The sequence below is a fragment of the Azospirillum sp. genome (assembly GCF_035628975.1).
Taxonomy (GTDB): domain Bacteria; phylum Pseudomonadota; class Alphaproteobacteria; order Azospirillales; family Azospirillaceae; genus Azospirillum.
The window spans coordinates 17,094-43,719 of sequence record NZ_DASPIS010000032.1 but is presented as its reverse complement, the minus strand read 5'-3'; the positions used below and the strand labels follow the sequence as shown (position 1 = coordinate 43,719).

The 26,626-nt window shown below is 69.9% G+C and carries 13 protein-coding genes; 4 read left to right on the top strand and 9 right to left on the bottom strand.

The window, feature by feature from the left end:
• Window positions 1-75 precede the first annotated feature (75 nt).
• Window positions 76-1,263 (top strand): cyclic nucleotide-binding domain-containing protein, encoded by a 1,188-nt coding sequence (locus tag VD964_RS06735; RefSeq protein WP_324866858.1) that lies wholly within the window; start codon window positions 76-78, stop codon window positions 1,261-1,263.
• Here the strand turns inward: VD964_RS06735 and VD964_RS06730 are convergent.
• The 3 genes from VD964_RS06730 to VD964_RS06720 are packed head-to-tail and all read right to left on the bottom strand — an operon-like array spanning window position 1,257 to window position 16,743.
• Complete coding sequence (locus tag VD964_RS06730; protein ID WP_324866855.1) at window positions 1,257-9,725, bottom strand: polyketide synthase; 8,469 nt, start codon at window positions 9,723-9,725, stop codon at window positions 1,257-1,259. The two genes, VD964_RS06735 and VD964_RS06730, sit on opposite strands and share 7 nt — an antisense overlap.
• Complete coding sequence (locus VD964_RS06725) at window positions 9,722-15,106, bottom strand: SDR family NAD(P)-dependent oxidoreductase (RefSeq protein WP_324866853.1); 5,385 nt, start codon at window positions 15,104-15,106, stop codon at window positions 9,722-9,724. The genes VD964_RS06730 and VD964_RS06725 overlap by 4 nt, the downstream gene beginning before the upstream one ends.
• A gap of 56 nt (window positions 15,107-15,162) precedes the next feature.
• A complete protein-coding gene (locus VD964_RS06720; RefSeq protein WP_324866851.1) occupies window positions 15,163-16,743 on the bottom strand; it encodes a PfaD family polyunsaturated fatty acid/polyketide biosynthesis protein in 1,581 nt (526 codons plus the stop codon).
• 576 nt (window positions 16,744-17,319) lie between these two features.
• Here VD964_RS06720 and VD964_RS06715 point away from each other — a divergent pair.
• Together VD964_RS06715 and VD964_RS06710 are read left to right on the top strand one after the other, a co-directional pair.
• Complete coding sequence (locus VD964_RS06715) at window positions 17,320-18,402, top strand: serine hydrolase (RefSeq protein WP_324866849.1); 1,083 nt, start codon at window positions 17,320-17,322, stop codon at window positions 18,400-18,402.
• 37 nt (window positions 18,403-18,439) lie between these two features.
• Window positions 18,440-18,907, top strand: coding sequence for a DUF1810 domain-containing protein (locus tag VD964_RS06710; RefSeq protein ID WP_324866847.1), 468 nt, complete (start codon window positions 18,440-18,442; stop codon window positions 18,905-18,907).
• Between the two features lie 37 nt (window positions 18,908-18,944).
• Here the strand turns inward: VD964_RS06710 and VD964_RS06705 are convergent, their stop codons facing one another.
• Window positions 18,945-19,787 (bottom strand): tellurite resistance TerB family protein, encoded by an 843-nt coding sequence (locus VD964_RS06705; protein ID WP_324866846.1) that lies wholly within the window; start codon window positions 19,785-19,787, stop codon window positions 18,945-18,947.
• Between the two features lie 185 nt (window positions 19,788-19,972).
• Here VD964_RS06705 and VD964_RS06700 point away from each other — a divergent pair, with 185 nt between their 5' ends.
• The gene (locus VD964_RS06700; protein ID WP_324866844.1) at window positions 19,973-20,392 is read left to right on the top strand and encodes a hypothetical protein; all 420 of its coding nucleotides are present in this window, start codon (window positions 19,973-19,975) and stop codon (window positions 20,390-20,392) included.
• Window positions 20,393-20,513: 121 nt separating this feature from the next.
• Here the strand turns inward: VD964_RS06700 and VD964_RS06695 are convergent, their stop codons facing one another.
• The 5 genes from VD964_RS06695 to VD964_RS06675 form a co-directional block, all read right to left on the bottom strand.
• Window positions 20,514-20,921, bottom strand: coding sequence for a response regulator (locus VD964_RS06695; RefSeq protein WP_324866842.1), 408 nt, complete (start codon window positions 20,919-20,921; stop codon window positions 20,514-20,516).
• A gap of 9 nt (window positions 20,922-20,930) precedes the next feature.
• Window positions 20,931-22,430 carry an ATPase domain-containing protein gene (locus VD964_RS06690; RefSeq protein WP_324866840.1) on the bottom strand — a complete coding sequence of 500 codons (1,500 nt, stop codon included), beginning with the start codon at window positions 22,428-22,430 and terminating at the stop codon, window positions 20,931-20,933.
• A complete protein-coding gene (locus VD964_RS06685) occupies window positions 22,427-23,128 on the bottom strand; it encodes a HAMP domain-containing sensor histidine kinase (RefSeq protein WP_324866838.1) in 702 nt (233 codons plus the stop codon). The genes VD964_RS06690 and VD964_RS06685 overlap by 4 nt, the downstream gene beginning before the upstream one ends.
• A gap of 224 nt (window positions 23,129-23,352) precedes the next feature.
• Window positions 23,353-25,194: a chloride channel protein gene (locus tag VD964_RS06680; RefSeq protein ID WP_324866836.1), complete on the bottom strand. Its 1,842-nt coding sequence runs from the start codon at window positions 25,192-25,194 to the stop codon at window positions 23,353-23,355.
• Between the two features lie 61 nt (window positions 25,195-25,255).
• Window positions 25,256-26,611, bottom strand: coding sequence for a hypothetical protein (locus VD964_RS06675; RefSeq protein ID WP_324866834.1), 1,356 nt, complete (start codon window positions 26,609-26,611; stop codon window positions 25,256-25,258).
• Window positions 26,612-26,626 lie beyond the last annotated feature (15 nt).

Here is a 26,626-nt window from a genome sequence, read left to right as displayed (position 1 = left end):
CCGATTTCTCATGTCACTTCTAACCCTTTCTCCCTTGCGCTAAGGTGCCCGCGCTTTTCTGGCGAGGGGGATGAGATGGACGTTGTCGGTGGCGCGCCGTCGGATGCGCGGCATCTGGAAATCGACGAGCGTCTGAGGAGCGCGCCTCTTCTGAATGGCTTCTCGGACGAGAACATCCGGCAGCTGGCCGCCGTCGTGGACGGCCCCCGCAAGATCCCCCAGGGCCAGCTTCTGTTCGAAGAGGGCGATCCCGGCGACGCGCTCTTCTTCATTCTCTCCGGCAGCTTCGAGGTCCTGAAGCGCGAGGAGGGCAGCGACGTCCGCCATCGCCTCGCCCTGCTGACGGCGGGCCAGTCCATCGGCGAGGTGTCGCTGCTCGACAGCGGCCCGCGCTCCGGCGCCGTCCGCGCCGCCGAGGACAGCGAGGTCATCGCCGTCCCGCTCTCCCGCCTGCAGGAGCATCCCGACCGCCAACTCGGCGTGGATGGGCGTCTCAAGATCAATCTGGCCTATGAGCTGGCCGCGCGCCTGCGCCGCACCAACGAGGTGACGGTCCAGACCCTGCGCCGTCAGCTGAACGAGGCCGAGAACCGCGTGGAGATGAGCAAGTTCATCTTTCGCCTGCTGGTCGGCCTCTGCTTCTACATGTTCGCGTTGGGCGTCACCACGGCGCTCAGCAAGGTGGTTCCAGACACCTCCCTCATCAGCCTGCCCATTCTGACCGCCTTCGCCTTCGGCGTGTACCGCACCGTCAAGACCAGCCCCTGGCCGCCCAGCGCCTATGGCTTCACCCTGAAGAACTGGCGGCGCAACGCGCTGGAAGGCGTGGTGCTGTCCATCCCCATCGCCCTGCTGATCGTCACGCTCAAATGGATCGGCGTGACGATGATCCCGTCCCTGCAAGGGCAGCCGGTGTTCGACTTCGCGCGGTCCACCGGGCTGTCGCTGGGCGAAATCCTTCTCTACGGCAGCGCCTATTGCGCCTTCACGCCGATCCAGGAAACCATCGCCCGCGGCACCCAGGCATCCTTTCAGCTTTTCCTGACCAGCAAATACAAGACGGCGGAAGCCATCGTCCTGTCGAACATGCTGTTCAGCGCCACCCACCTGCATGTGTCGATCGGCCTTGCCCTGGCGGTGTTCCCCATCGGCCTCTATTGGGGCTGGATCTTCGCCCGCCAGGGATCGCTGGTCGGCAGCAGCGTGTCCCACGCCATCCTCGGCGTCTTCGGCCTGATGATCGTGGGCATCCCCATCTACTGAGTTCGAAACCAGCCGGCCAGGGCGGACAGCCACGGGTCGACCTCCTCCGCTCCCTCCCCCGCCGCGATGCTGCGGGCGAGACGGGCGAGCGGACGATCGCTTGGGATCGCGTTCAACACCGCCTGGAGCGTCGCCGCGCGGGGCAGGCTGAGTCCGCGCGTTGCCGCCATGGCCATCGCCGCCGCTTCGAAGTCCGGGCGCGGCTCGTTGGGACCCTCGCCGGCCAGCGATGGGCCAGTCCCGTTGATGGCGTCGAGGACGGCCCTCTTGCGCTCCGCCAGGGGCAGGCTCGCCAACTCCTCCGGCCACAGCGGGCGACCGATATGGATGTCCTGACGAGCGAAGCCCAGCGGGAACTCCAGCCGCTCCGGCGCGGGATCGACCGGCAGGGCGCCGGCGAAGCGGACCGGCACGATGGGAACCTCCAGCCTCGCCGCCAGATCCAGGAACACCCCGGACAGCCGGGACACCGGGGTCCGGCAGGACAGCGACCGCGTGCCCTCCGCATGCACCATGATCGACACGCCATCGCGCCTCACCGCGTCGCGCGCCTGTTCCATCAGCCCCAGCATGGCCGCCGGATCTTCGCGGTCGAACAGCAGCATCATCTGCGGCAGGCGAAGCCCAGAATCGCTGCCGGACAAGGCCAGCAGGCTGCCAAGCCACGTGTTGCGATGCTCCGCCTTGGCGACGGTCAGGATCGGCCTGCCGGTCAGGGCGGCGGCCGCCAGCGTGAAGGTCAGCGATTCCACCGCCACCTGATGGTTTCCGAGGAACAGCGCGCCGCGGTCGCGGATGCGGGCGAGCCCGTTCGGCTCCGCCACGCGCACCTGACCGACGAATTCGGCGGCCAGCGCCAGGAACAGGTCCTCCACCGGCCAGTCGCCGGTCCCCAGATGGGCGCGCCAGAAGGTCCGCAGCGGCAAGATGTCGGGAGCGGCGGGGAGCGTGCCCGTCACCACCCAGTCGGCACCGTCGCGCGTGACCGACAGCGGAACCGGGTTGAGCGGCGCGCCGGGGCAGCGGGCGACATCGCCCTCGACCGCCACCACCCCCGGATGGACGCCGAGCTGTGCCGCCGCATGCTCCTTCGCCGCGATGGAGTGGGCCATGTCGGAGGGGTTGCCCGACACGCCATAGAGGCTTTCCAGGGTTCCGGGCAGCCAGTTGCTCGCCGCGACCTCGCGGGCGCTGAGGCGGCTCGTACCGCTCTCCGCCCGCGACAGGCGCACGCCGGGCGCCGCCTTGCGGTCGCGCAGGAACGCCTGCCGCGCCAGGGCGGGAGCCTTGCCGAGCGCGCCCTTGGGGAACAGCACGTCGGCGAGGTCCATCTCGGCCCAGACCCTGCCCTCGGCAATCCACTGCAGGCGCGACCGGGCGCGCCCTTGGGCGTCCAGGGGAAGCGCACGCACCTCGATGCGGACCATGCCGTCGCAGGGCGTCGGGCCGAAAAGGCTCAGCCGCTCGATGGCGCTGGGATAGGCGAGCATCCCCCCCGCCTGTTCCCCCCACCAGAGTTCGGGGGCATGGCGGGGGGTGGCATGGAGACCGGCATCCAGCAGCGCAGGACCGATCAGCCCCGGCACCCGCGCAGCCTTGACCGCGTCCAGATCGGCGGACGCGCCGCCGGAGCCGGTGCGCAGCCCGCTCAGGATCTGGAAGGCCGGGCCGTGGAACAGCTCCGCGGCGGCATAGGGGCATGGCGACGGCCGGGCATCCTCCAGCGGATCGAACGGCCGCGGCGGCGCCGGCCACTCGTCCGCCCGGATCACCCGGCCGGTCGCCAGCATGTTGCCGCCATCCCGCAAGGTCACGCGGCCGTCAGGCTCCACCTCCGGAACCAGCGTGACCGGCACCGTCGCCCAGCGCTGAACCCGGACATCCTCAAGGGAGACGACGCATTCGCCCGAAACCGCCGCCGCCATGATGTCGGCAAGACAGGTCAGGGGAACCGCGGGGGCCGTATGGGTCGGGCGATGGTCGCCAAGCCAGGGGGCGTTGTCCAAATCCAGGCGGATGCCGCCATTGCCGCCACCGCCGGGCACCAGACGCGCCGCCAGCCCGTCAACCTCGTAGATGCGCAGATCGTCGGCCCACAGGCTGCCGCGGGCAACCGCCAGAATGCCGCGCTCGTCGCGCTCGATCCGCACAATCTCGATTTCCGTGGTGACGGTCCGGTTGGTGGGGACCACCTGACCGCGATACTTCCAGCGTAGCGTCTGGTCCAGAGCGGCCCCTTCGAAGCGCGGCGAGTCCAATTCGCTGTCCAGCCCCGCCAGGATCATGGCGCGCTCCAGCAATTGCAGCAGCGCCTCGACCCCCAGCGAACCGGGCTGAACCGGATCCTGGAAGAAATGGGCCTTGAAGTACCAGGATTCCGGATCGACCACCTGCCGGCCGCGCACCAGTCCCAGGCCGCTGGCGCCGCCCTCAGGCCACCAGCCGGTGACCTCGTCCACCATGCTCAGCATTCCGTCCGCCAGTTTCGCGCCGCGCGGCTCCACGACGGGCATGGCGGGCGGAATCCCCCGCGCATCATCGGCCGGCAAGGGCGGCAGGCCGTTCTGCTTCGCCAGCGCGGCGGACGCGAAGAAGCCGAAGGAGGTTTCCAGCTCCATCAGCGGCCGGTCGTCGACCCAGGCCCGGACCTTGAAGGCGATCAGGGTGATGCCGCCGGCGCGGGAGAAGCGGGTCAGCGTCGCCTCGGTACGGACGCGGGCGTCGGCGGGCGTCACTTCGGCCAGCACGCGGGCGGCGTCGCCGTCCAAGTTGCGGATCGCCAGATCCTCGGTGGAGGCGAGCGCGAAGCCCATGTAGGAGGCCAGCCAGCCGCAGGGCTGCAGCAGCACCTCCATCAGCACGCAGAAGGGCATCACCGGCGCCGCGTTCCGGGCGAAGTACCACGCCTCCGGTTTCACCTCGTAATCGACGAGGAGCGTGCCGCCCACGGTCGGCTCCCCGGCCGGGCAGTTCACCGAGACCACGCTGGACATGAAGTGATAGGGCAGCCCCGGCAGGCGCGGCACCCGCCCGGCATCGAAGCGGGCATACATGCTGCCGAAGGCCAGGGACGGTGCCCCCCAGGCGCAGGCCAGCAGCGCCTCGTAATCGCCGCGCACGTCGCCGCGGGTGCCGACGATGCGCGGCGCCTCCGCCAGCGCCGGCAGGGCATGACGCCCATGGCCGAGCGGCCAGTCGGGCACCATCCGCACGGCGAAGGCGCGGCAATGGAAGACCTTGAAGCCATCGGCGCTGCACAGCAGGGCGGCGCGGACGATGGGCGTCGGGCCGTCCTCGATCTCCTCGACGAAGACTTCGTAGACAAGATGATGGGCGGCGTCCGGGACCACCTGTCCGCGGCAGACGAAGCGGGCGGGCTCGTCCGGCACCGGCTCGAACCGCCAGGAATCGCGTCCGATGGTGAAGCCGCCGGCTGCCATGAAGGTTGCGACCGCCTGCACCGCCCCCTCGGCCATCAGCGTGCCGGGCATGCAGGGATCGTTCTTGAAGTGGCCGGCATAGAACCAGGCGTCGGCCGGGACATGGCTTTCCGCCCGCAGATACCCCCGTCCCCAGGGGCCGCCCTGCGGTTGGAAGGCGGTCACGCTGTCGATCAGGCGCATGCGCCCCTGCGGGATCGCCGGGGTGCGCTGGTGACTGCCGGCCAGTTCGAACCCCTCGCCGAAACAGGCGAAGGCCCGGCCGGCGGTCCAGAGGTCGAGCTGTTCGGCGGTGAAGGCGCGGTGGCGCGACGGACAGGGCAGCGGGTCCAGGCGCGCGCCGTCCCTGGGCCGGTCCTCCTCGGCGCTCCACAGCACGCCGCCGGAGTTGGCCAATTCCTGGTCGGTGAAGAATCCGGCCTGCCCGTTGCGGACCGACAGCACCAGCCGATCACCGATGCGGCAATCGTAATGGAAGAAGAACAGCCCGACCTCGCCCATGCGGGCATGGCCGTCGATGTGGATGTCGTAGCGCAGCGTGTCGCCCACCCGCGGCAGGCCACCCTCATGGTAGGTCATCTCGCAGCCCAGCAGGCGGTAGACGCGCTCGCCCCTGTTGCGGAAATCGGCGCCCAGCCAGGAGATCAGCAGCAGGTCGGCCTGTCCGGATTCGATGGCGAGCCCCACCGGCATGCGGTCGTTGTGCAGATACCAGCTGTCGGCCGTGACATCCGTCTCGGTGACGATGGAGCCAAGCCCCATGCTGCCGGGTTCGCCGGTGATGGAAATGACGCGGTCCACCAGCAGCAGCGGCGGCTCCGGCATACGGACCTGACGCGCGTAGCCGTCCTGCTGCGCGAAGAGCGGACCAAAGATGTCGGATACCTTGCCCGACGCCAGGATTTCCAGCTGGGCGCGGTCCCAGAGCGGACGGCCCGGGGGTGACGATGCCCTCTCCCCCCCGGGGAGAGGGTTAGGGTGAGGGGGAAGCGCGGCGGCCGTATCCCGAGAATCCACCCCATGCATCCCCCTCACCCCGACCCTCTCCCCGCTTTCAGCGGACCAAAGGTCCGCCTGTCGCGTCAGCGCAAACGAAGTTTGCGCGTGAGCGGGGGGGAGAGGGGGAGCGGGGGGGAGAGGGAGAGCGGTCACTGTCGCCACCCCGAAACCTTGCAGATAGCTCCGGTGCAGGTCCGACGCGGTTTTCAGATAGCCGGTGTGAAGCTCCGCCGTACGGGCGAGGATGCGGGCGATCGGGCTGTCGGACGGCGGAACCGGCGCCCGTGTGGAAACGCCGGGCGCGGCCGGACGATGCACATCGGCGATCACAGGCTCAGGCTCCGGCGCCTCGTCCAGCGGGCGGCGGGCGGCCAGATCGGGCGGCGGCAGGTCGGCGACCGGCGGCAGGGGCGGTGCGGGGGGCATCGGCTGTCCGAGAGCGACCGCGACGGGCGCGGCATGGGCGGCGAAGGTCAGGGGCTGGGCCGGCGGCGGGGCGGTCCGGCGCTCCAGGCGGCGGGCGACCTCGGCCATGGCGGGCTCCTGACCGGCGGCGAACAGCTCGGCCGCCACATGGGCCAGCTGTTCCAGCGGCGCACGGCCGGGATGGTCCAGGCTGACCGCCAGATGCTCGCGGTCGGCCAGCGTGGCGGCGATGGAGCGGGTCAGGGCATTGCGCGGACCATGCTCGACGAAGATCCGCACCCCATCGTCATGGGCGCGGCGGATCGTGCGGGGAAAGTCCACCTTTTCCATCGCCTGACGGGTCAGCGCCTCGGCGCACAGCTCCTCCGACGGCCGGTAGGCTTCGCCGAAGGCATTGGCATAGACGGCGATGCACTCGGGCGGTGTCGTCTCGCGGCTGTGAATCCGGCGCCAGACCGGGGCGCAGGGCGCCATCTCTGCGCAATGCACCACCATGTCCTGGCCGAGCGGCAAGGCGCGGTGCGCCCCGATGCGCGCGATCGCCTGACGGCAGGAATCGGCGTCGCCACCGATCACGCAGTCCTGCGGCGCATTGACGATGGTGATCGACACGCGGGGCAGGCCGGCCAGCGCCGCCTCCACCTCCTCGATCGGGGCCAGGAGGCGCCAGTTGCGCCAGTCGGCGGCATCCGCCTGCCCCCAGACTCGCGCGGCTGCAAGGCAGTCGCCGGTCAGATGGCGGCCATAGATGCCCGATGCGTCGATTTCCGCGAACATGGCGCCCATGTCCGACCAGATGCCCGCGGCGAACAGCGCGTTGGTCTCGCCGGAGGACAGGCCCATCACAGCCGCAGGCCGCAGGCCGAGCACGCTGCGGCTGACCTCCGCATGGGTCTGGCAGATCAGGGCGCAGGTCTGCAGCTGCGCCATCGCGTCGAGCGGTTCCGCCGATCCGTACAGCCGCTCCGCCGCATGGGCGAGGATAGGGAAGCGCGCGGTCACGCTCCGGCCGACATCGGGGATGGACAGGAAAAGCTCGCGCCCCATTCCCTCGTAAGCCGCCGCCGCCCCGGTGAAGACCAGGGCCAGCCGGCCGCCGAGCGGTCGCTCGCGGAACTGGATACCGTCGGCGGTGGCCTCGCGCCCCTCGGCAAGGGCCAGCGCGCGCGCCAGGGTGTCGGCCTCCTTGCCGGCCGGACAGGCGAAGGCCAGCCGCACCGGCCCCTGCCCGCCATCCTCGCCGCGCCGGATGCGCGCGCACAGCTCCGCCCGGCTGGCGGCGGCGAACCAATGCAGGCGCGTGTCCGGCGGCGGTACGGCCGGCTCCGAGACATCGCCGCTTTCGACCAGAAGCCCGTCGGTCGCCCCGCCCAGAGCCACGACGCTCACGCGGGCGCGCAGGCGACCGGCATCCAGCCAGGGTTGGGCAGCGCCGTCTCCGGGCTTCATGCGGCCACTGCAGGCGACCACGGCGGCGGCCACATGCAGCAGGCCGGACGCGGCATGGGCATGGCCGAAGCGGCTGGTGACGGGACTCGCCCCTTGCGGTCCGGCGATGGTGAACTCCGCTTCGGCGGAATCGGTGGCGGAGGACAGGTCGAGGATGGCGTGGATCGGTTCGCCGGCGGCCTCGGCGCACTCCACCCGGCGCAGCACCAGAACGACGGCGGCGTCACCGGGGGTAGCGAGGTCGGGGCGCAGGGCGGCGAGCGCGCTGCGGTGCACCGGCTCGCAGGACAGATCGACCGCGCCGACGACCGCCGCGTCCAGCTCGCCCGTCACCAGGGCGCGGGCGGCGATGCGCAACCCGGCAAGCCCCGACAACTCCTCCGCCGATACCGAATAGCTGGGGCCGCGCCAGTCGAACTGGGCGTTGAAGCGGTTGGCGACGATGTTGGGCATGGTGCCGATGACGCCGGCCGCGTTCAGCGGGGGACCGAGATCGACACTGGCATCCGGGCCGCACAGGTCGGCAAGCCGCACGCCCAGGCCGCGCCGCGCCACCTGGGCGTCGCAGCCCATGCCCATCAGCACGCCGGTGGTGGCTGCCGGCAAGGCCGGGGCGTCGGCGACGGCGCGGGCCACCGCCTTCATCGCCAGAAGCTGCTGCGGCAGGGCATGCTGCAGGTCGGCAGGCGGGACGCGGATAGTGGCGAGGTCCAGCGTGATGCTGTCCAGGACGCGCGGGCCGTCTCCCGAAGGAGGTGCGGCCAAGGCCGCGGCGAAGTCATCGGCGGCGGTGGCGACGGAAAGGCCGACGACCGCCACACGCAACGGCGGCGGGGGAGCGACAACCGGAACGGACACGGTGGCGGGGTGCCACTCCTCCAGCACCAGATGCGCGTTGTTGCCGCCGAAGCCGAAGGCGCTGATTCCGGCGCGGCGCGGCCCATCCACCTCCCACGGCTCCGCCCGGTCCAGCAGGCGGAAGGGCGAGGCGCCGATGCCGTCCAGCGGTGCGGCGTCGGCATGCAGGGTCGGCGGGCGGATGCCGGCCGCCATCGCCTGGATCACCTTGACCATGCCGGCCAGACCGGCGGCGGCGATCAGGTGGCCCAGGTTGGACTTCAGCGACCCGATCGGCACATCCCGCAAGCCGGCGAAGATGCGGCCCATGCTGGCGATCTCGGTGGCGTCGCCAAGCGCCGTTCCGGTGGCGTGGCATTCCACCAGCGATACCGCTTCCGGCGCGAAACCCGCCTGGGCATAGGCGTCGGCCATGGCGCGCTCCTGGCCTCCGGCGTCGGGAACAAGGAAGCCTCGGCTGCGCCCGTCGTTCGACAGGCCGATGCCGCGGATGACGCCGAGGATGCGGTCTCCGTCGCGCACCGCGTCGTCCATCCGCTTCAGCACCACACAGGCAGCCCCCTCGGCCGGGATCAGCCCATCGGCTTCGCGGTGGAACGGCCGGCTGCGGCCGGTGGGGCTGAGGGCGTTCAGCGCGGTGAAGCCCATATGAAGGAACAGGTCGTCGCCGCGGTTGACGCCCGCCGCGATCATCAGGTCGGCGGTCCCGTCATGCAGCTGGTCGCAGGCCAGCTTGACGGCATAGAGCGAGGAGGCACAGGCGGCATCCAGGCAGAAGGCCGGCCCCTGCAGGCCGAGGGCACGGGCGGCCAGCTGCGCCGGCAGGCCCGACGAGAAGCGGTTGGCGGGCTTCGGCCCCTCCCGGTCCAGCCAGACCGATTCGGCAAAGGCGCTGAGGCTGGCGGTGGGATAGGACAGGTTGCCGGCGATCAAACCGCAGCGCCCGCCCGGCGCGATGTTCAGCCCCGCCTCGCGCAGCGCCTCGCGCCCGCTATGGACCAGCCAGAGCACCAGCGGATCGAGCCCGGCCAGTTCCTCCGCCGGGCAGGCGAAGCCGTTGGGATCGAAGATGGCGTCGAAGCCCTGCACATAGCCGCCCTTGTCGGTCGCGGAACGCTCGGGCGCCTCGGGCGACAGCGCCTTTGCGGTATCGACGCGCCAGACGCCCGGCGGCACCGGGCGCAGCAGATCCCGCCCCTCGACGACGGCCTGCCAGAGCTCCGCCGGGCTGAGGGCGCCCGGCAGCACGCAGCCGTGGCCGATGACGGCGATGGGCGGGAACCGGCTCATGCCGCCCGTCCGATGGCGGTACCCGCGGCGGCCGAACGCCCGATGCAGGAGACGACCGCGTCGCCGGCCGGCGGCTGCGCCAGTTCGCGCAGCATGAAGTCGGCGCCGTCCGCCGGCGCGATCAGATCGACGGACATGCGGCGGAAATGCTGTTTCAACGCAGGTCCGACCATGCCGCCGTCCCACGGCCCCCAGGCGATGGCCTTGACCGTGCAGTCCGGCCGGCGTGCCGCCTCGGCCCGCGCCACGGCGTTCAGCACGCCGTTGGCCATGGCGTAGTCGCACTGCCCGGCATTGCCGTGCAGCGAGGCGATGGAAGAGAACAGGCAGATGACGCGCAACGGATCCTCGCGGGTGGCGGCCAGCAGATTGGCGATTCCCTCCACCTTGGTGCCGAAGACGGCGTCGAACTGGTCGCGCGTCTTGTCGCCGATGCGCTTGTCGGCCAGCACGCCGGCCCCATGCACGATGCCGGAAATCGGCCCGGCCTCGGCACGGACCGCCGCCAGCGCCTGCGCGACCGACGCCGCGTCGCGCACGTCGGCGCGGCAGTAGCGGACGCGGGCACCGGCCGCTTCCAACCGGCGCAACGTGGCGCGCGCCTCGTTGGCGGACAGGATGGCCTTGACCATCGCCTCGATCTCGCGCGGCTGCCTGCCGGCGCCGGGACCGGCGATCACCGCCCGGCGGACCGCGGTTTCGTCGGCATCCTCGGCGATGCCCGGCAGGACCGGCGCCGCGCCGGGATCGCTGCGGCCCAGGATGACCAGGGTCGGGCGGATGCGGCGGGACAGCTGCTCCAACGCGACGGCGGTCACGCCGCGGGCACCGCCGGAGACGACGATCACCGCGCCCTGCTCCAGCGGCAGCGGGCCGTCGGCCGCCTCTCCCTCGCGCAGGGTCCGCACCAGACGCTTGCCGTCTGCGGCAAGGCGGACCTCCGCATCGCCGTCGCCGGTGGCAATCTCCGCGGCGAGAGCACGGGCGAGGTCGGCGGCGGAGCGGCTTCCCGGCTCCAGTTCGATGGCCTTGACCCGCGCCGCCGGCCATTCATGCGCCGCGGTCAGGACGAGACCGCCAAGCCCCAGCCAAGCCTCACCACCCTTCTCGACAGTGACAAAGGCGCCGCCGGTCTTGCCGAAGCGGGCGTCGGCGGCCTTGGCGGCGGCAAGCGCGCGCCAGTGCAGATCGGCGGCCGAGGCGGCATCGGCCCCGTCGAGCCCGGCCAGGAACAGCACCGCGTCGTCCTGCCCGCCCGGCAGCTCGGCGATCCGGGCGGCGATGCCCTTGGCCGACAGCAGAGCCACCAGTTCGGCGGCGACACCGGACGAATCCGGCACGACGGCGATGCTGGTCAGGCCGCGCAACATGTCGGCACCGCCCGCTTTCCGCTCTTCCAAGACGGAGCAGGTGCGGATGGTGCCTGCCGATAACGCGGGCAGAGCCTGGGTCTGGGCCTGGGTCTGGATCTGGGCCGGCGTTTGCTGGGCAGCCGGGGCGTCGCCCTTGATGCGGTCGATCACCGCGCCGACGGTCTTGAGCGCGGTCAATTCGCGCATCTCGACCGAGGCCAGTTCCGGCAGGCGGTCGACCAGGGCCGAGAAGATCTCGACCTGCTTGATGGAATCGATGCCGAGACCAGCCTCAAGCTCCATCTCCGGGCTCAGCATCTCGACGGGATAGCCGGTCTTCTCCGCCACCAGCCCCATGAACAGCGCGCCGACATCGACGGACGGAGCCGTCGGCTTGGCCGCCGGAACCGCTGCCGCCACCACGGGCGCCGGGGCAGCCGTGGGGGCGGCGGCGCCGCCGCTGCGGCTGTCGGCCATGGCGAGGATCTGACCGATGGTCTTCAGCGCGTTCAGTTCGCGCATGTCGGCATTGCCCAGCGCCGGAATGCGGTCCTGCAAGGTCGAGAAAATCTCCACCTGCTTGATGGAGTCGATGCCGAGACCGGCTTCCAGTTCCATGTCCGCCGTCAGCATGTCCACCGGGTAGCCGGTCTTGTCGGCGATCACCGCCAGCACGATGTCCCGGGCGTTGACCTTGGGCGGAGCGGCAACGGGGGCGGCGGGTGCCGTCACCGGATGGGGCTTGGCCTGAACAGGTTCCACCCTGGCCGGAGCGACATGCTGCGGCGCTGCGGCAACGGACGTCTGGCTCTGCACCGGCATGACCGGCGCAGCCGGCGGCACCGGCGCCAAGGCCGGCATGGGAGCGGGGGCCGGCATGCTCGGCGCCATGGTCGGCGCCACCGGGACGGCGGGTGCTGCCGCCGGCCATGCCGGCACGCCGCTCAGGCTCTGGATCGCCTGACCGGCGACCGCCAGGAAAGCCTGATGGCTTTCGGCGATGGCGCGCTGGAAGGCGGCATGGGCGTCGGCGACATGGTGATAGATCGTCTCAACCGGCGCGGTCGCGACGGGGATGGGCGCCGGCTGCGGAGCGGGAGAGTTCGTGACCATGATCGGAGCTTCTTCAATGGACGGGGAGTAAACCGGGGCGGATTGAGCCGGTGCCAGGGGAGTCGGCGCGGGCGGCGCAATGGCGGGGCGGGGCGGATTGGGCTTCGGCAGCGCGGCAGCACCGCCCGGCGGCGGGTAGATCTTGCCGAAATTGGCGCCGCTGACGCGGACGGCGGCGGGCGATGCGGGCTTGGGCTTGCGCTCTTCGGCGAAGCCGGTCCACAGCGCTTGGAAATCGACGGGCACGCCATGGACCGCCAGCGCGCCCAAGCCGTCCAGCAGGGAGGCGACGCCGTGGGCCCCGCGCCGGTCCAGGGCAACCGCCAGATGCGGACGGCCACCCAGGCATTGCGCCACCAGACCGTTCAGCACCGAACCCGGCCCGACCTCCACGAAGGTCCGGACACCGTCGGCATAAAGCGCCTCGACCGTCTCGCGGAAGCGGACCGTGCCGGCGATCTGCCCGGCCAGCAGGTCGCGGACCTCGGCATCGGCGTAGGGTGCGGCGGTGAGGTTGGCGTAGACCGGGATCGCGAAGGACCCGAACGCCGTGCCGTCGAGGACGCTGCGGAAGGTTTCGGCGGCCTGCGCGACCACCGGCGAATGGAAGGCGCTGGCGACCTTCAGCCGGACCACCCGCAGCCCCTCGGCCTCCAGCCGGGTCGCGGCATTCTCTACAGCAGCGCGGGCGCCGGACAGGACCACCTGTTCCGGCCCGTTGTCGTTGGCCAGCACCACGTCCAGACCCTGCAGAAGCGGCTCCACCCGCTCGCGCCCGGCGGCCACCGCGATCATGGCGCCGTCGCTGCCGGATGCGGCCTCTTCCATGCAGCGGGCACGTTCGGCGGCCAGGGACAGCGCGGTGTCGCGGTCGAGGACACCGGCGGCACACAGCGCCGTGATCTCGCCGAAGGAGTGGCCGGCGACGGCATCGGCGCGGATTCCGGCACGCTCCAGCACCGCCAGCAGGGCGAGGCTCGCCGTGCCGATGCTGGGCTGGGCGTGGATCATGCGGGTGAGGACCGCTTCCTGCGCCTCCCCCTCCTCGCCGGTGAAGGCGGGCGGCGGGAAGACCACGCGATGCAGCGGCGACTGGCCCGGCACGGTCGGCAGAGCGGCTTGCCCGTCCCAGACCACGCGGGCCTCGTCGAAGGCCACGGCCAGATCGGCGCCCATGCTCACATACTGGCTGCCTTGGCCGGGGAACAGGAAGGCGGTTTTGCCGCCCCCACCCTTGCCCTTACCCTCGCCCACTGCCAGATGGATTCCGGGAGCGCTGAAGGCGCCCGTCTGCTTGAGCGCGGTCGCCAAGCGCGCCTCGAACTGCCGGGCATCGGCGGCGACGATGGCGAGGCGGTGGCGCGACCGCGGATCGAAGGCGATCTGGCTGTCGCGGGCGACCGCCTCCAGCCCATCCTTCTCCACGCGGGCACCAAGGGCACGCGCCGCCTCGGCCAGGGACCGCGCATCGGCGGCCCCCAGCAGCAGCAGCGCGCCGCCCGCCCACAGGCGGGACGCGGCTTGCGGTCCGGTATACTCCTCCAGCGCCACGTGATAGTTGCTGCCGCCGAAGCCGAAGGAACTGACGGAGGCGCGGCGGGGGCCGTCCGCCTTCACCCAGGGCCGGGCACGGGTGTTCAGGTAGAAGGGGCTGCTCTCCAGCTTCAGGCGGCTGTCGGGCCGGTCGACCTTGATGGTGGGCGGCAGGACCTTCTGATGCAACGACAGCGCCGCCTTCAGCAGCCCGGCGGAGCCGGCTGCGGCCTTGGTGTGGCCGATCTGCGACTTGATCGATCCGATGGCGCACCAGGCCCCGGCCTCCGCATCGGCTTCCCGGAACACCTGGGTCAGCGCGGTGAATTCGGCGAGGTCGCCGGCGCGGGTGCCGGTGCCGTGGGCCTCGACCAGTTCGACGCTGCGCGGGTCATGGCCGGCATCGGCATAGGCCCGGCGCAAGGCCACCGCCTGCCCCTCCGGCCGCGGGGCATAGACGCTGGTGGCGCGGCCGTCGGACGAGGACCCGATCCCCCGGATGACGGCATAGATGCGGTTGCCGTCGCGCTCGGCATCCTCCAGCCGGCGCAGGGCGAACAGGCCCAGCCCCTCGCCGACGATCGTGCCGTCCGACGCATCGGAGAAGGGACGGCAATCGCCGCTCTTGGACAGGGCCGGCGTCTTGCTGAAGCACATGTACATGAAGATGTCGTTCAGGGCATCGACACCGCCGCTGATGACCATGTCGGAATGGCCCAGCTCCAACTCGTTCATCGCCATCAGCAGAGCCGACAGCGAACTGGCGCAGGCGGCATCCACCACGCAGTTGGTGCCGCCCAGGTCGAGCCGGTTGGCGATGCGCCCCGCCACCACATTGCCCAGCACGCCGGGGAAGCTGCTTTCCTGCCATTCCACATACTGCGACGAGATGCGGTCGCAGATGGCCGTCACCTCGTCCTCCGGCAGGCCGGCCTCGCGGAGCGCCTTGACCCAGACCGGCCGCTGCAGCCGCGCCCCCATGGTCCCCACCAGTTCGGTGGCGGACGCCACGCCCAGCACGATGCTGGTCCGGCTGCGGTCGATGTCGCGGAACTGCGTGCGGCAGGCCTCGTCCAGCGTCTCCTTGGCGACGATCAGCGCCAACAGCTGCGCGGTGTCGGTGGCGCTCAGCGCCTGGGGCGGGATGCCGAACTCCAGCGGGTCCAGCGTGGCCGGGGGCAGGAAGGCGCCGCGGCGGCAATAGGTCTTGTCCCGCGCCGAGGGATCGGGGTCGTAGAAATCCTCAACCAGCCAATGGGTGGCGGGCACGTCGCCGATGCAATCCCGGCCGGCGAGGATGTCGCGCCAGAAGCCGTGCGTGGTGCCGGAACCCGGAAACATGGCGCCGATGCCGACGATCGCGATGGGGTGGCGGTTCTTCAAGGCGGTCTCGGATGTTCGGAGGGGGATTGGGGCGGAAGCGCGCTTGTCAGGCTGGATCAGGCGAGCCGGCGCGGCACCCAGGTGAAGGCCGCGGCCGGTACGGCCAAGCCCGCCGTGCGCATCTGCTGGGCGCGGGTCACCACGGCGGCCCCTTCCAGCAGGTTGCGGGCGATCTGTTCGACCGTGCGTTTGTCCGCCGCTTCCAGGAAGCTGCCCTTCACCCAGTCGTTGAAGGCGCCCATCGCCGGGCCGCACCAGACCTGGAAGTCATGGCGGCGCGCGCCGTCGTCCTGCGTCGGCCAGCGGGCGGCGTTGAACAGGTACCAGCGGAAGACCAGGGCCATGCGGTGGCGGGGATCGGCCTCGGCACGCGCCAGTTCCGCCGGGTCGCGGACGGCGAAATGCTCACGGGTCTGGCGCCAGATCTCCTCCAGCGGCGCCTGGAAGACATCCTTTTCGAGGGTCGCGCGCTCGGCGGCGGGAAGGTCGTCCAGGCCGGAATGGCGGCAGTACAGCTCGTACAGGCGTTGGGCGCGGAAGGGGAACATGGTGCCCCGCTTCATCACCTGGACCCTCACGCCCATCTCGAACATGTCGGCGGCGGGCGCCATCGTCACGTCGGTGCTGGACAGGTCGGCCAGCATGCGGCGGACCGACAGCGGCTGCCCAGCCTCCGCCGCCGACTGGTTCACCGATCCGACGACGACATAGGCCGCCCCCATGGCGAAGGCGCCGGCCAGCGCTGCGGGTGTCCCCAGCCCGCCGGCGGCACCGACGCGGATGTTGCGGTCATAGCCATGGGCGGCGACCATCTCGTCGCGCAGGCGCTGGATGATCGGAAACAGGACGGTCAGCGGACGATTGTCGGTGTGGCCGCCGGAATCCGCCTCCACCGTGATGTCCTCCGCCACCGGGATGGCGGCGGCAAGTTCGGCTTCTTCGGCGGTGAGGATGCCCTGCGCCACCAGATCGGCCAGCATGCGCTGCGGGGCCGGCGCCATGAACTGGCGGGCCACCTCGGCGCGCGACACTTTGGCGAAGATGTGGGTCAGACGGCGGACCGCACCGGTGGCCGGATCGCGGCGCAGCCCCTTGGCGGACAGTTCCACCACCGACGGGGTCAGCGCCATGAAGGCCGATGCCGAGACGCGCCGCACCCCCTGCTGCTGGAACAGGCGGCAGACCGCGGTTTCCAGGGCGGGATCGTTGGGACTGTGGATCAGGTTGGCGCCCCAGCCCGGCGCCTGCGGACAAAGCGCCGCGCGGATTTCGGCGATGCCCTCCTGCACCCGCTGCGGCGAAAGCCCGGCACTGCCGTAGAAGCCGAGCAGCCCGGCACGGGCGGCGGCGACCGCCATCGCCGGCGTGGCGATGCCCCGCGCCATCTCCCCCGCCACATAGGCAAAGCGGCAGCCGTGAGCTTCCTGGAAACTGCGATCACCCAGCCATTCGGGATAAAGCGGCGGCAGGGTCGCGACGGGCTCCAGCCGCTCCGCCGCGAAATCCGGCGGCCGGGTCGAAGCTCCCAGACGGCCTTCACGGTTCCTGACGATGTAAAGTGGCTCGCGAATTTTCTGGGCCATTTCCAGAATCAGAGACGGATCGAAGCCTGCCGTCGCCTGCATCAGCGGCGACATTGCCGTCTCCCGGTAATTCATGTCCACATCGACACCCGAATATTGCCTACAGCCATCCCCCGGGACGGGAGATCCGACAAGGGGGCCGACGACCACCGAAGGGAGCGCGGTCGAACGGCCGAGCCGGACTGTGCATGCGCAATTGGGCATTGCATCGCCGCATGCGCCGGTCCGGTGCGAGGGTCAGGCGCCCATGCGCGGGTCCACCTTGCCGAGGCTGGTTATCCGATCGATGAGAATGCGTACGGTTCGAGTCCCACACTGCCGGTGCCGGCAGTCCGCCCGTTTTGCAACAATGTCGTTCATGGTCGTTCTTGCACCCGACACGGCATTAGGGGCCCCTAATCGAAGGACTTCCGCACATTATTTTTATTACTTACCACTGTTGGAGAATGGCAAGCATGAATTCGATTTCATGAAGGATATTGTTTATTTCATCCTGGAAATATCTTTACCCGCCTTAAACGATTCTGCCGAAGCGCCACCGGGTCCGAAGAGGGATCGAAGCCTTGCGCCCCATCAGGTGCCGATCCGCAAAGGCTTGGATTGCAGCAGGTCACGACCATATGGCTGGGCATGGAGCCAACACCCCGATCCACGATCGACCGGCGGACCATCCTCGCCGCCGCCGCTGCCGCTTCCGTCGGCTCCCTGCTGCCGCGCTCCCTGTCCGCTGCGGTTGGCGGGCCTCCCGCTGCCGGCAAGTCCCCAAGTCCGACGCTGGATCCGGTGCTGCTGACCCGCGCGCTCGACCGGGCAGCGAGCCTTGATCAGCTCCACGCGCTGGTGATCGGACGGCACGGCACCGTGCTGGCCGCGGAGGCCTTCCGGGGGCCGCCGGTCGGGCGCGCCGTGAACGTCAAATCGGTGTCCAAGACGATCGTCGCCTCCCTGGCCGGCATCGCGCTCGACCGCAAGCTGCCGCTTGGCGTCGAAGCGACGCTGGGCGACGTGGCGCCGGGGCTGATCCCCAAGGGCGCGGATCCGCGGGTGGGCGGGATCACCATCGCGCAGCTTCTCACCATGCAAGCCGGGCTGGAGCCGACCTCCGGGCCGGGCTACGGCCGCTGGATCGAAAGCCGGAATTGGGTCGCCGATGCGCTCGGCCGCCCCTTCGTCGCCGGGCCGGGCGAGCGGATGATCTATTCGACCGGCAGCTATCACGTCCTGGGCGCGGTGCTGGCCCGCGTCTCCGGACGCAGCCTGCTGGCTCTGGCGCGGGAGTGGCTGGGCCGGCCGCTCGGCATTGAGCTGGCGGGCTGGACGCGCGATCCGCAGGGCTTCTATCTGGGCGGCAACAACATGGTGCTGTCGCCGCTGGACCTGTTCCGCTTCGGGGAAATGTGGAGCCGGGGCGGTGTCTGGGACGGACGTCCCGTGGTCAGCGCGGCCTGGGCGCAGGCATCCTGGGTGCCGCGGACCCGGTCGCCCTATTCCGGCGACGCCTACGGCTATGGCTGGTTCCTGGCGGAATCGAATGGCCATCGCATCGCCTATGCCCGCGGCTATGGCGGACAGATGCTGTATCTGGTGCCGTCGCTGGGGCTGACCGTCGTCGTCACCTCCGATCCCGCCCGGCCGGCCCGGTCGGACGGCTATGTCGGCGAATTGGGCGCCCTGCTGACCGGCCACATCATGCCCGCGGCGGAGCAAGCCTGACCTGCGCTGCCTTGCCCCTGGAAGAAGGACCGGCGACATGCGGACCGACGACCCATTCGACCTCCAGCGATTTCTGAGCGCACAGGAGCCTGTCTTCGCAACCGTGCTTGACGAGTTGCGGAATGGGCGCAAGCGCAGTCATTGGATGTGGTTCGTCTTCCCGCAGTTGCGCGGGCTCGGCCGCTCCGCCACCGCCGAGTTCTACGGCATCGCTTCCCTCGAGGAGGCGCAGGCATATCTGGCCCAGTCAACGCTTGGACCCCGGCTGGAACAGGCGACACGCGCGGTGCTGGGGGTGCAGGGACGAACGCTGCACGAGATCTTCGGCTCGCCCGACGACATGAAGTTCCGGTCCTCCATGACGCTCTTCGCGCTGGCCGCCGGACGGGCGGATTCGCCGTACCATGAGGCGCTGGACCGCTGGTGCGACGGCCGGATGGACGATGCGACCGTGACGCTGTTGGGAGCACTGGCGGCAGCGCCGCCCCCTCCCCCACGCAGGTGAGGGAAGGGACAGGAACCGTGCTTCAGGCCGCTTGCCCTCAAGCCGCCTGATTCATCTGCTGGACGCGCTGCGGGTCGAGCTTCAGCCGGGACGCGAGGTATTGCAGGTAGGAGCGCTCCGCTTCCGACTGCTCGTTCACCGCCATCCGCGAGGCCAGATAGACCTGCTCCGCCGTCTGCTGATCCCGCACCGACTGGAGCAGCGAGTCGAGCGGCTGGGGCCGGTCGAGTTCCTGTTCGACGATGCGCCGTTCCTCCGCTCCGGCCCCGGCCTCGTCCAGGGTGCCCAGGATGTGCCGGCGCTCGTCCGGCGTGATCTCCCCGTCGGCATTGGCCGCGGCGATCATCGCACGGATCAGCAGAAGCGCCTGCTGGTCCTCCATGGCGACGGCCGGATAGGCACCGTCGTCACGGTCTTCGGCCTGCGGCGCACTGCGGGTCTGGAACACCTGCGACAGGCGGTCGGACAGCGATCCACTCCCCTGGCCGCTGCCCTGTCCACTCGCCTGAGTGCTTCCGGAAGACCCCGTGGAACCGGCGGCACCGCCGCCGAACAGGCCGCCCAGGATACCGCCGGCATCGCCCCACGGGCTGCCTTCCGGCCGGGCGGCGGGTTGCGCGCCTTGGCCCGCAGCACCCGTCTGGTTCCGCTGGCGCTCCTGGAAGGCCTTGAAGGCGAGGTAGCCCAGCGCCCCCAGCCCGGCGACCGACCCGACGCCCATGCCGCGGTTCCCCGATGCGGCACCGAGGGCGCCACCCGGCGCACCGGCCCCGAAGCCGCTGTTGCCGAGCACCGACCCCATGGCGTTCATGCCGCCGTGGCTGCGGCCTCCCATCCCGGTCGCCAGCATGGTCCCGAGGATACGTTGCAGATCGGCCATTTCGCTCTCCCACTCGAATTCCGTCGATGGACCGTCAACAGCACAGGCGGCTTTCCGTTCGGGCGGCGGGCTGAAGTTGAAATACCAAAAATTCCGCACCACGAACTTTTCGCTCCGGCATGCGGCATTGCAGGGGACCGGATGCGACCATGGCTGTTACCCAGTCCGACCACAGGGAGACAGACATGGCCAAAGCCAACATCAACGACCGGTCGAGCATCGAACGCATCTACGACCGCCATACCTTCGAACAGGACGCGGCGTCGAACGCACGCAGCAAGGCCACAGTCGTCCACGGCGTGAAGATCCTCTCCGCCCCCGATGCCGACGGGCAGGTCGAGATCTCCCGCGCTTCGCACCATGTGGCGGAAGGGAACCCCGAAGGGGACACCATCTTCGTCCCCGCCTTCAGCCTTCACGACTCCACCGCCGCCGACGGCAACACCTATGCCGGCTCGGCCGCGCCGGTGGGGACCAGTCCGGGGGAAGCCGCCGACGAATACCGGAGCTTCATCGACGATGTCCTGGAAGCCGCCAGCAAGGGACACTTCAAATCCGACATCGGCCGCGGCGAGGAACGGCTGAAGGGCTTCCACGGCGGCTGACCGGCCGCCGAAGGAAGGCTTGGAGTGCGATCGGTTCAGACGGAATCGTCTGAAGCGTGAATCGCACGGAAAATCAAAAGCCTAGAGTCCATCAGATGCTTCAATAAGCATCTGATGGACTCTAGGTTTCCGGGACGGAGGGAGCGGCGGGGGCGTCCGCCTGCTCTTCCTCCAGGATGGTGGTGACGCGATAGAGGAAGACCGGGATCGAGAAGGGCTTGCGCAGGAAGGCTCGGTAGTCGTCGAACTCCCGCCTCACCGCCGCCTCCGGCACGGCGCTCATCATGATGATGGGGATGTTCTGCCAAGCGGCCTCGGCCCGCAAGGCGCGGGCAAGGCCGACGCCGTCCAGCAGCGGCATCATGTAATCCGTGACGACGAGATCCGGGACGGCCGGCGCCTCGGCCAGACGGCTCAGCGCCTGCTGGCCGTTGGCCGCCACCAGGACGTGATAGCCCTCCTCCTCCAGGATGGAGCCCAGCACGGTGGCGATTCCAAACTCGTCTTCGACCAGCAGGATGGTTTTCACGCATCCCCCCTACCGCGACGGACGTTTCGGCGACAATGTCCCTGGCGATCCGGGATTGTCGGGAGAGTGCGCATACCCCTTGAGCATCCCTTCATAACCGTTGAAGGGGCCAATGATTTCAATACCCTTGTCAGTGATGCGAAATTCCTGCAATGCAGGATCGAACCCGCTGTCGCGCAGCTTGGCGATGGTCAGCAGACGCCGGGTGCGGGCCTCCACCTCGACATAGCGCAGAACGATCATGTTCTCGACCAGCGAGGAGACGCCATAGACCGGCGCCTCGATCGGCGATCCGATCAAGTCGCGCGTCTCCCAGGTGAAGACGGCGGTAACCCCCAGCCCCCGCAACTCGTTCGACAGGGTCGAGAAGAAGCGGCTCATCCGCTCCGGATGGACGGAGGATTCCATGAAGCCGTCCAGCCCGTCCACGAACAGGCGCCGGACGCCCCGCCGCCGGATGGCGTCCAGCATGGTGTGCGCAAGCTCGTCCAGGACATTCTCGCCCTGCGCCTGCCAGATCATTTCCAGGGCGCCCTGCGCCTCCAGCCCTTCCAGATCCATGCCGAGCGTCGCCGCCTTGAACCGGAGGCGTGCCGGCGTTTCGTAGAAGCCGAAATGCAGGCCGGGTTCCGCCGCGCTGGACTGGGACAGGAAATGAAGGCCGATCGTCGTCTTGCCGATCCCCGTCGGCCCCATCAGGACGGTGGTCGTGCCCGCGAAGGTGCCGCCGCCGATGATCCGGTCCAACGCCTCCACGCCGGTGGTGATCCGTGCGCCCACCGGTTGCTCGGGCCGGGACGGCACCGCGAATTGTGCCTCGATGCGCGGGTAGACCACCAGCCCGTCACCGGTGATGCGGAAGGGGTGGCGGCCGCGAAGGGAACCGCTGCCGCGGAATTTGCGGACCTGAAGGCTGCGTTCGGTCCGCACCTCGTACACCCGGTCGTCCAGATCGATCAGTCCGTCGACCATGGTGTGCTCGGCGCGAACGGGTCCGGGGCTTCCGCTCGTCAGCAGCAGCACCGTGCACTCGTTCATCGCCGCGTACATCTGCACTTCGTGAACGAACTTCTTGAACTCGCGGTCGGACGTGGCCGTCTCCTCCGCCGCGACGAGACCGTCGAGGATCAGCAGGCTCGCGCGGTGCTTGCGGATCTCCCGTTGCAGCAGATCGCGCAGCCCCTTCAGCCCGTCATCCTCCAGCGTGTTGAAGGCGCTGATGTAGTAGAGACGGTCGGGGATGACCGTCTCGTCGAAGAAGCGCATCGGGCGCAGGTGCTGCAGCATCCGGCTGTGCGATTCCGCCAGAAGCGTGACATAGGCTGCACGGCCGCCGTCGGCGACATGGTTGAAGCACATCTGGTTGGCCAGGATGGTTTTCCCGGCGCCGGGCACACCCTGGATGATGTAGACGCCGCCTTTGAGAAAGCCGCCCTTCAGCACGGTGTCCAGCCCTGCGATTCCGCTCGGCACCCGTTCGAGTTCCAAGCCCTGCCGATCGTCCATCATGAGGTCCGCGGTTCTTTCGGTGTTGCGTCCAGTGGCAGCCGGACCGTGAAGGTGGAGCCCTCGCCCGGTGTGCTGTCGACGTCGATACTACCACCATGGGCCTGGAGCAACGACCGAACCAGCCACAGCCCGACGCCGAAGCCGGCCCGCTTCTGTCCGGAGACGACCTGTTCGAACTGCCCGAAGATGCGCTCCTGCGCCTCGATCGGGATGCCGGGCCCACGGTCACGCACGCTCAGGCGCACCTCGCCGTTGTCCTGCGCAAGGGTGACGTCGACCGGGCCGCCCGCCCCGTACTTGATCCCGTTGGACAGCAGGTTGCCGACAATCTGCTCCATCGCCAGCCGGTCCCACCATCCCTGCAGGCGGTCCGGCAGGGCAAGGCGGAGCATCGCCTTGGTATGGGCGGCTTCCGCGGCGTAGCCGTCGGCGGCCTGCCGGACCAGCGCGCTCAGATCGACCGGCTCGATGTGGAGGTCGATCTGGCCGGCATTGAGGCGCGACACGTCGAGCAGCGTCGTCGCACGCTCGACATAGCGCTGCAGTGCAAGCGTGGCGCGCTTCAGCGCCCGCACCAGTTCTTCGTTGCCGGTGGGCTTCGCCATCCGGTGCGCCGAATCCAACAGCAGGCTCAGCGCATACATCGGGTTGCGAAGTTCGTGAGCGGCAATGGCCAGGAAGGCGTCGCGTGCACGCACGGCCTCCTCCAATTCCTCGACGCGGGCCCTGAGCTGTTCCTCAGGCGTCATGGACAGCTGCAACCGAAGAAGGCAACCAATTCGTCACACCACGCTCCCTGACGATCATCCAACCATCGGCGAGCACGATAGCAGGTGACATGGCACGCGCGAGAAACCAAGCGACGTATGCCGGATGATCGACACACCACCAATGGCAACAGGCAATCATTCTCCCGCCGCCCCTAATCGCGCCCCCACAGCCCGCGTTCGCCCAGATCCTCGCCGCGCTGGCGCTCCAACGCCTGGGAATACCGGCGCAATGCGAAGGACTCCGTCACATAGCCGATGATGCGCCGGTCGGTGGGAGACGACAGCACCGGCAGCGCCTCCACCTCCGCGCTGCCGAAGCGGTTCAGCACGGTGCGGGCGTCGTCGCCGGGCATCAGAACGGCGTCCGCCTTGCTGGCGAGCGTGCCGACGCGGGTTTCGGTGGCCTCCGCATCCTGGTCGGGGTCATGGATCTGCGACATGTCGATCAGTCCGGCATATCTGCCGGATTCGTCGACCGCGAACACCGTCTTGGTGGAACCCAGCGGGTAAAGGCGGCGCAGCGCCTCCACCGACAGGGTGGCGGGCACCGTCTTGGCGTCGCGCCGCATCAGCCGGAAGGCCGTGAGTTCCGACAGCCAGCCGATGTCGTAGGCGCCGCGGATCGGCACACCGCGCAGGTGGAAGCGCCATGTTGCAAAGGAGTAGCCGAAAGCCTGCCGCACCACGGTGGTGGACAGCACCACCCCGATCAGCACGCCCGAGGCTGCCCATAAATCCTGCGTCGTCTCCAGCACCAGCAGCACCATGGTGACCGGCGCGCCGACGACGCCGGCGGCGACCGACCCCATCCCGACCAGCAGCAGAAGCCCGCCGTCGATGCCCAGCCCCGGCAGGAAACTTGCCGTGGCGATGCTCAACAGGCCGCCGAACAGCCCGCCGATGAACAGGGAGGCGCTGAACAGGCCGCCGCGGAACCCCGAGCCCAGCGACACGGCCGACGCCAGGATCTTCGCCACCAGCGTCAGGGCCAGCGCCAGCGCACCGCCCGCCAGTTCCGGCGGCACGGCGCCCGGACCGCTGCCCATCACCGCCGGCACCGCCAGCGCCAGCCCGCCGACCATCAGCCCGCCCACCGCCGGGCGCATCCAGCGCGGGACCGGCAGGCGCTTGAACCCGCGCTCCGCCACCGTCACCGCCTGCATGGCGAGGATGCTGAGCCAGCCGGCCAGGAAGCCGACCACGCCGCAGGCGGCGTAATCCCAGCCGGCGATCTCCACCGGCCGGCCGAGCGCCAGCGGCGCCTCACCGCCGGTCAGCAGGGCCGATGCCGCCACCCCCAGCGCCGCCGCTGCGCCGACCGGGGCCAGCACCGCCAACGTATAACCCCCCAGCACCAGTTCGAAGGCATAGAAGGCGCCGGCCAGCGGCGCGTGGTAGGCGGCGGCGATGGCCGCCGCCGCCCCGCAGCCGACCATCGTGCGCAGATCGGCGCGGCGCAGCCGCAGCCGCTGCCCGAGGGAGGAGGCGAGACCGGCGCCCGCCTGGGTATAGGCCGCCTCCATGCCCACCGACGCGCCCGAGGCATTGGACAGCGCGGTCGTCACCGTCAGGCGCAGGCTGTCGATCAACGACATCTTGCCGCCGTAGAGGGCGTTCGCCTCAACCGCGTCGACGATGTCGTTGGGCCGCCAGCGCCGCACCAGCGTGGACAGGATCCCCAGCAGCAGCCCGCCCGCCACCGGCACGCCCAGCGTCCGCAGCAGGTCGGGCACGCCCTGCCCCAGCTTCTCCCCCTCCGGCAGGTCGAAGGCCAGCGCCTGCAGAAGCAGCACCGCCTCGTGCAGCGCCCCGACCGCCAGCCCGACCGCCCCGCCGACCAGACCGGCCAGCACCACCACGGCCAGCGCACTGTTGCGCACGCTCCAACGGTCGGACACCGTGGTCGCGGCCGACGCGTCGAGCGCCGCGTAAGGGTCGCTGCCGGCGCGGGCGTTTTCGCCCACGCCGTCGATGGAAGCGGAATTGTCCGGCATGATCACGCTGACTGATGGCCCATCCGTCCTTGGACAATGGGCCGGACAGGCGTGTGTTCCGTCAGGACTTGCCCGGCTGCGGTTTCGCCTGCGGTTTCACCGTCGGCGGAACGGCCCCCGCCTGCGGTGCGGTGGGTGCAGCAGCGGAGGGAGCAGGCTCGGTTGCAGGAGGTGCTACCGGGGAGGCTGCCGGCGGAGCGGCGGGAGCGGCATCAGTCGGCGCTGTAGCCGGCGCTGCGGACGGAGTTGTGCCGGCACGGCGCAGAACATGGGTGAGGTTGTCGCGCACCTTGTCGGCCAACGCCACGTCCGGTTCGGCCGCCTCGTGGAAGATCACGGTGAACAGGCGGCGTTGCGACAGCAGGAAGTTCAGCGTGACGTGCAGCTTGCCCTGGGGCATGGCGCAATCGACCGAACCGGTGCGCAGCCAGACCGAACCGGCCTGTTCGGACGGGCTCAGGCTGACGGTCGGGGTGCCTTCGCACCGCTGCTTCATGGCGTCGGCGAAACCGTCCGACAGCTCGTCGATCCTGGCGTCCTCACCCACCGCACGCTCGCGAATGCCGCCGACGATGGGGCCGAAGCGCCAGGCGACGTCGGCCGGGCGGCGCTCCTGCGGGATCTTGTCCATCGGGACCAGTTCGGCGTCATGCACGCCTGCCGCGCTCAGCAGGCTGTCCAGCCCTTCCGGCAGGCGGTTCTTCTTCTCAGCCGGGCGGCCGGCGGCGACCTTGATCGGCGGAACGTTGCCTCCCTTGTCGACGCAGGTCTTCAGGTCGCCCAGCACCTTCTTGGTGCCGGACAGCTTGAAGGCGATGCGGTCCGTGGCCGACGATACCACCAGTTCGCTGCCGCCCATCAGGGCGTTGACCAGTTCCTCGTCCTTGCCGTTGGAGACCACCAGCATGTCCGGCTGCGAAGCGATGGCCACCCGTTCGCGCTTCAGCTTCTTGTCCACCTCGATGGTGACCGGCCATTCGCCGCCCTTGGGCAGGTCGGCGCCGGGGATGCCGATGCCGATGTTGGTCTCCCCCTTGGGGCTGCGGGCGAACATCAGCACATGGCCGGAGGTGAATTCCCCCTCCGCCACGCAATAGGCGAAGCTGCCGTCCTTCTTCTTGGCGGCGCCGCCGTCCCAGCTCTCGATCAGTTCGCCCGGCCCATCGGGCTTGGCCGGCGCCGCGGCACCCTGCTTCTCGGCCGGCTTATCGCCCGGCCCCTGGTTCGGCCCCTGGGCCGGCTTGGCATCCTGCGCCGGCGCACCCGGTACCACGACTTCGGCCTCCGGCACCGGCAGCCCGTAATAAACCGCGGGAGGAATGCTCGGCTCGACCGGCACCAGTTCGGCCATCGCCGGCGCCGACGCCACACCCAGCAGGAGAAGCGCGGACAGCGAAGCGGCGGAACGGGCGGTCATGACGAGGTAATCCAT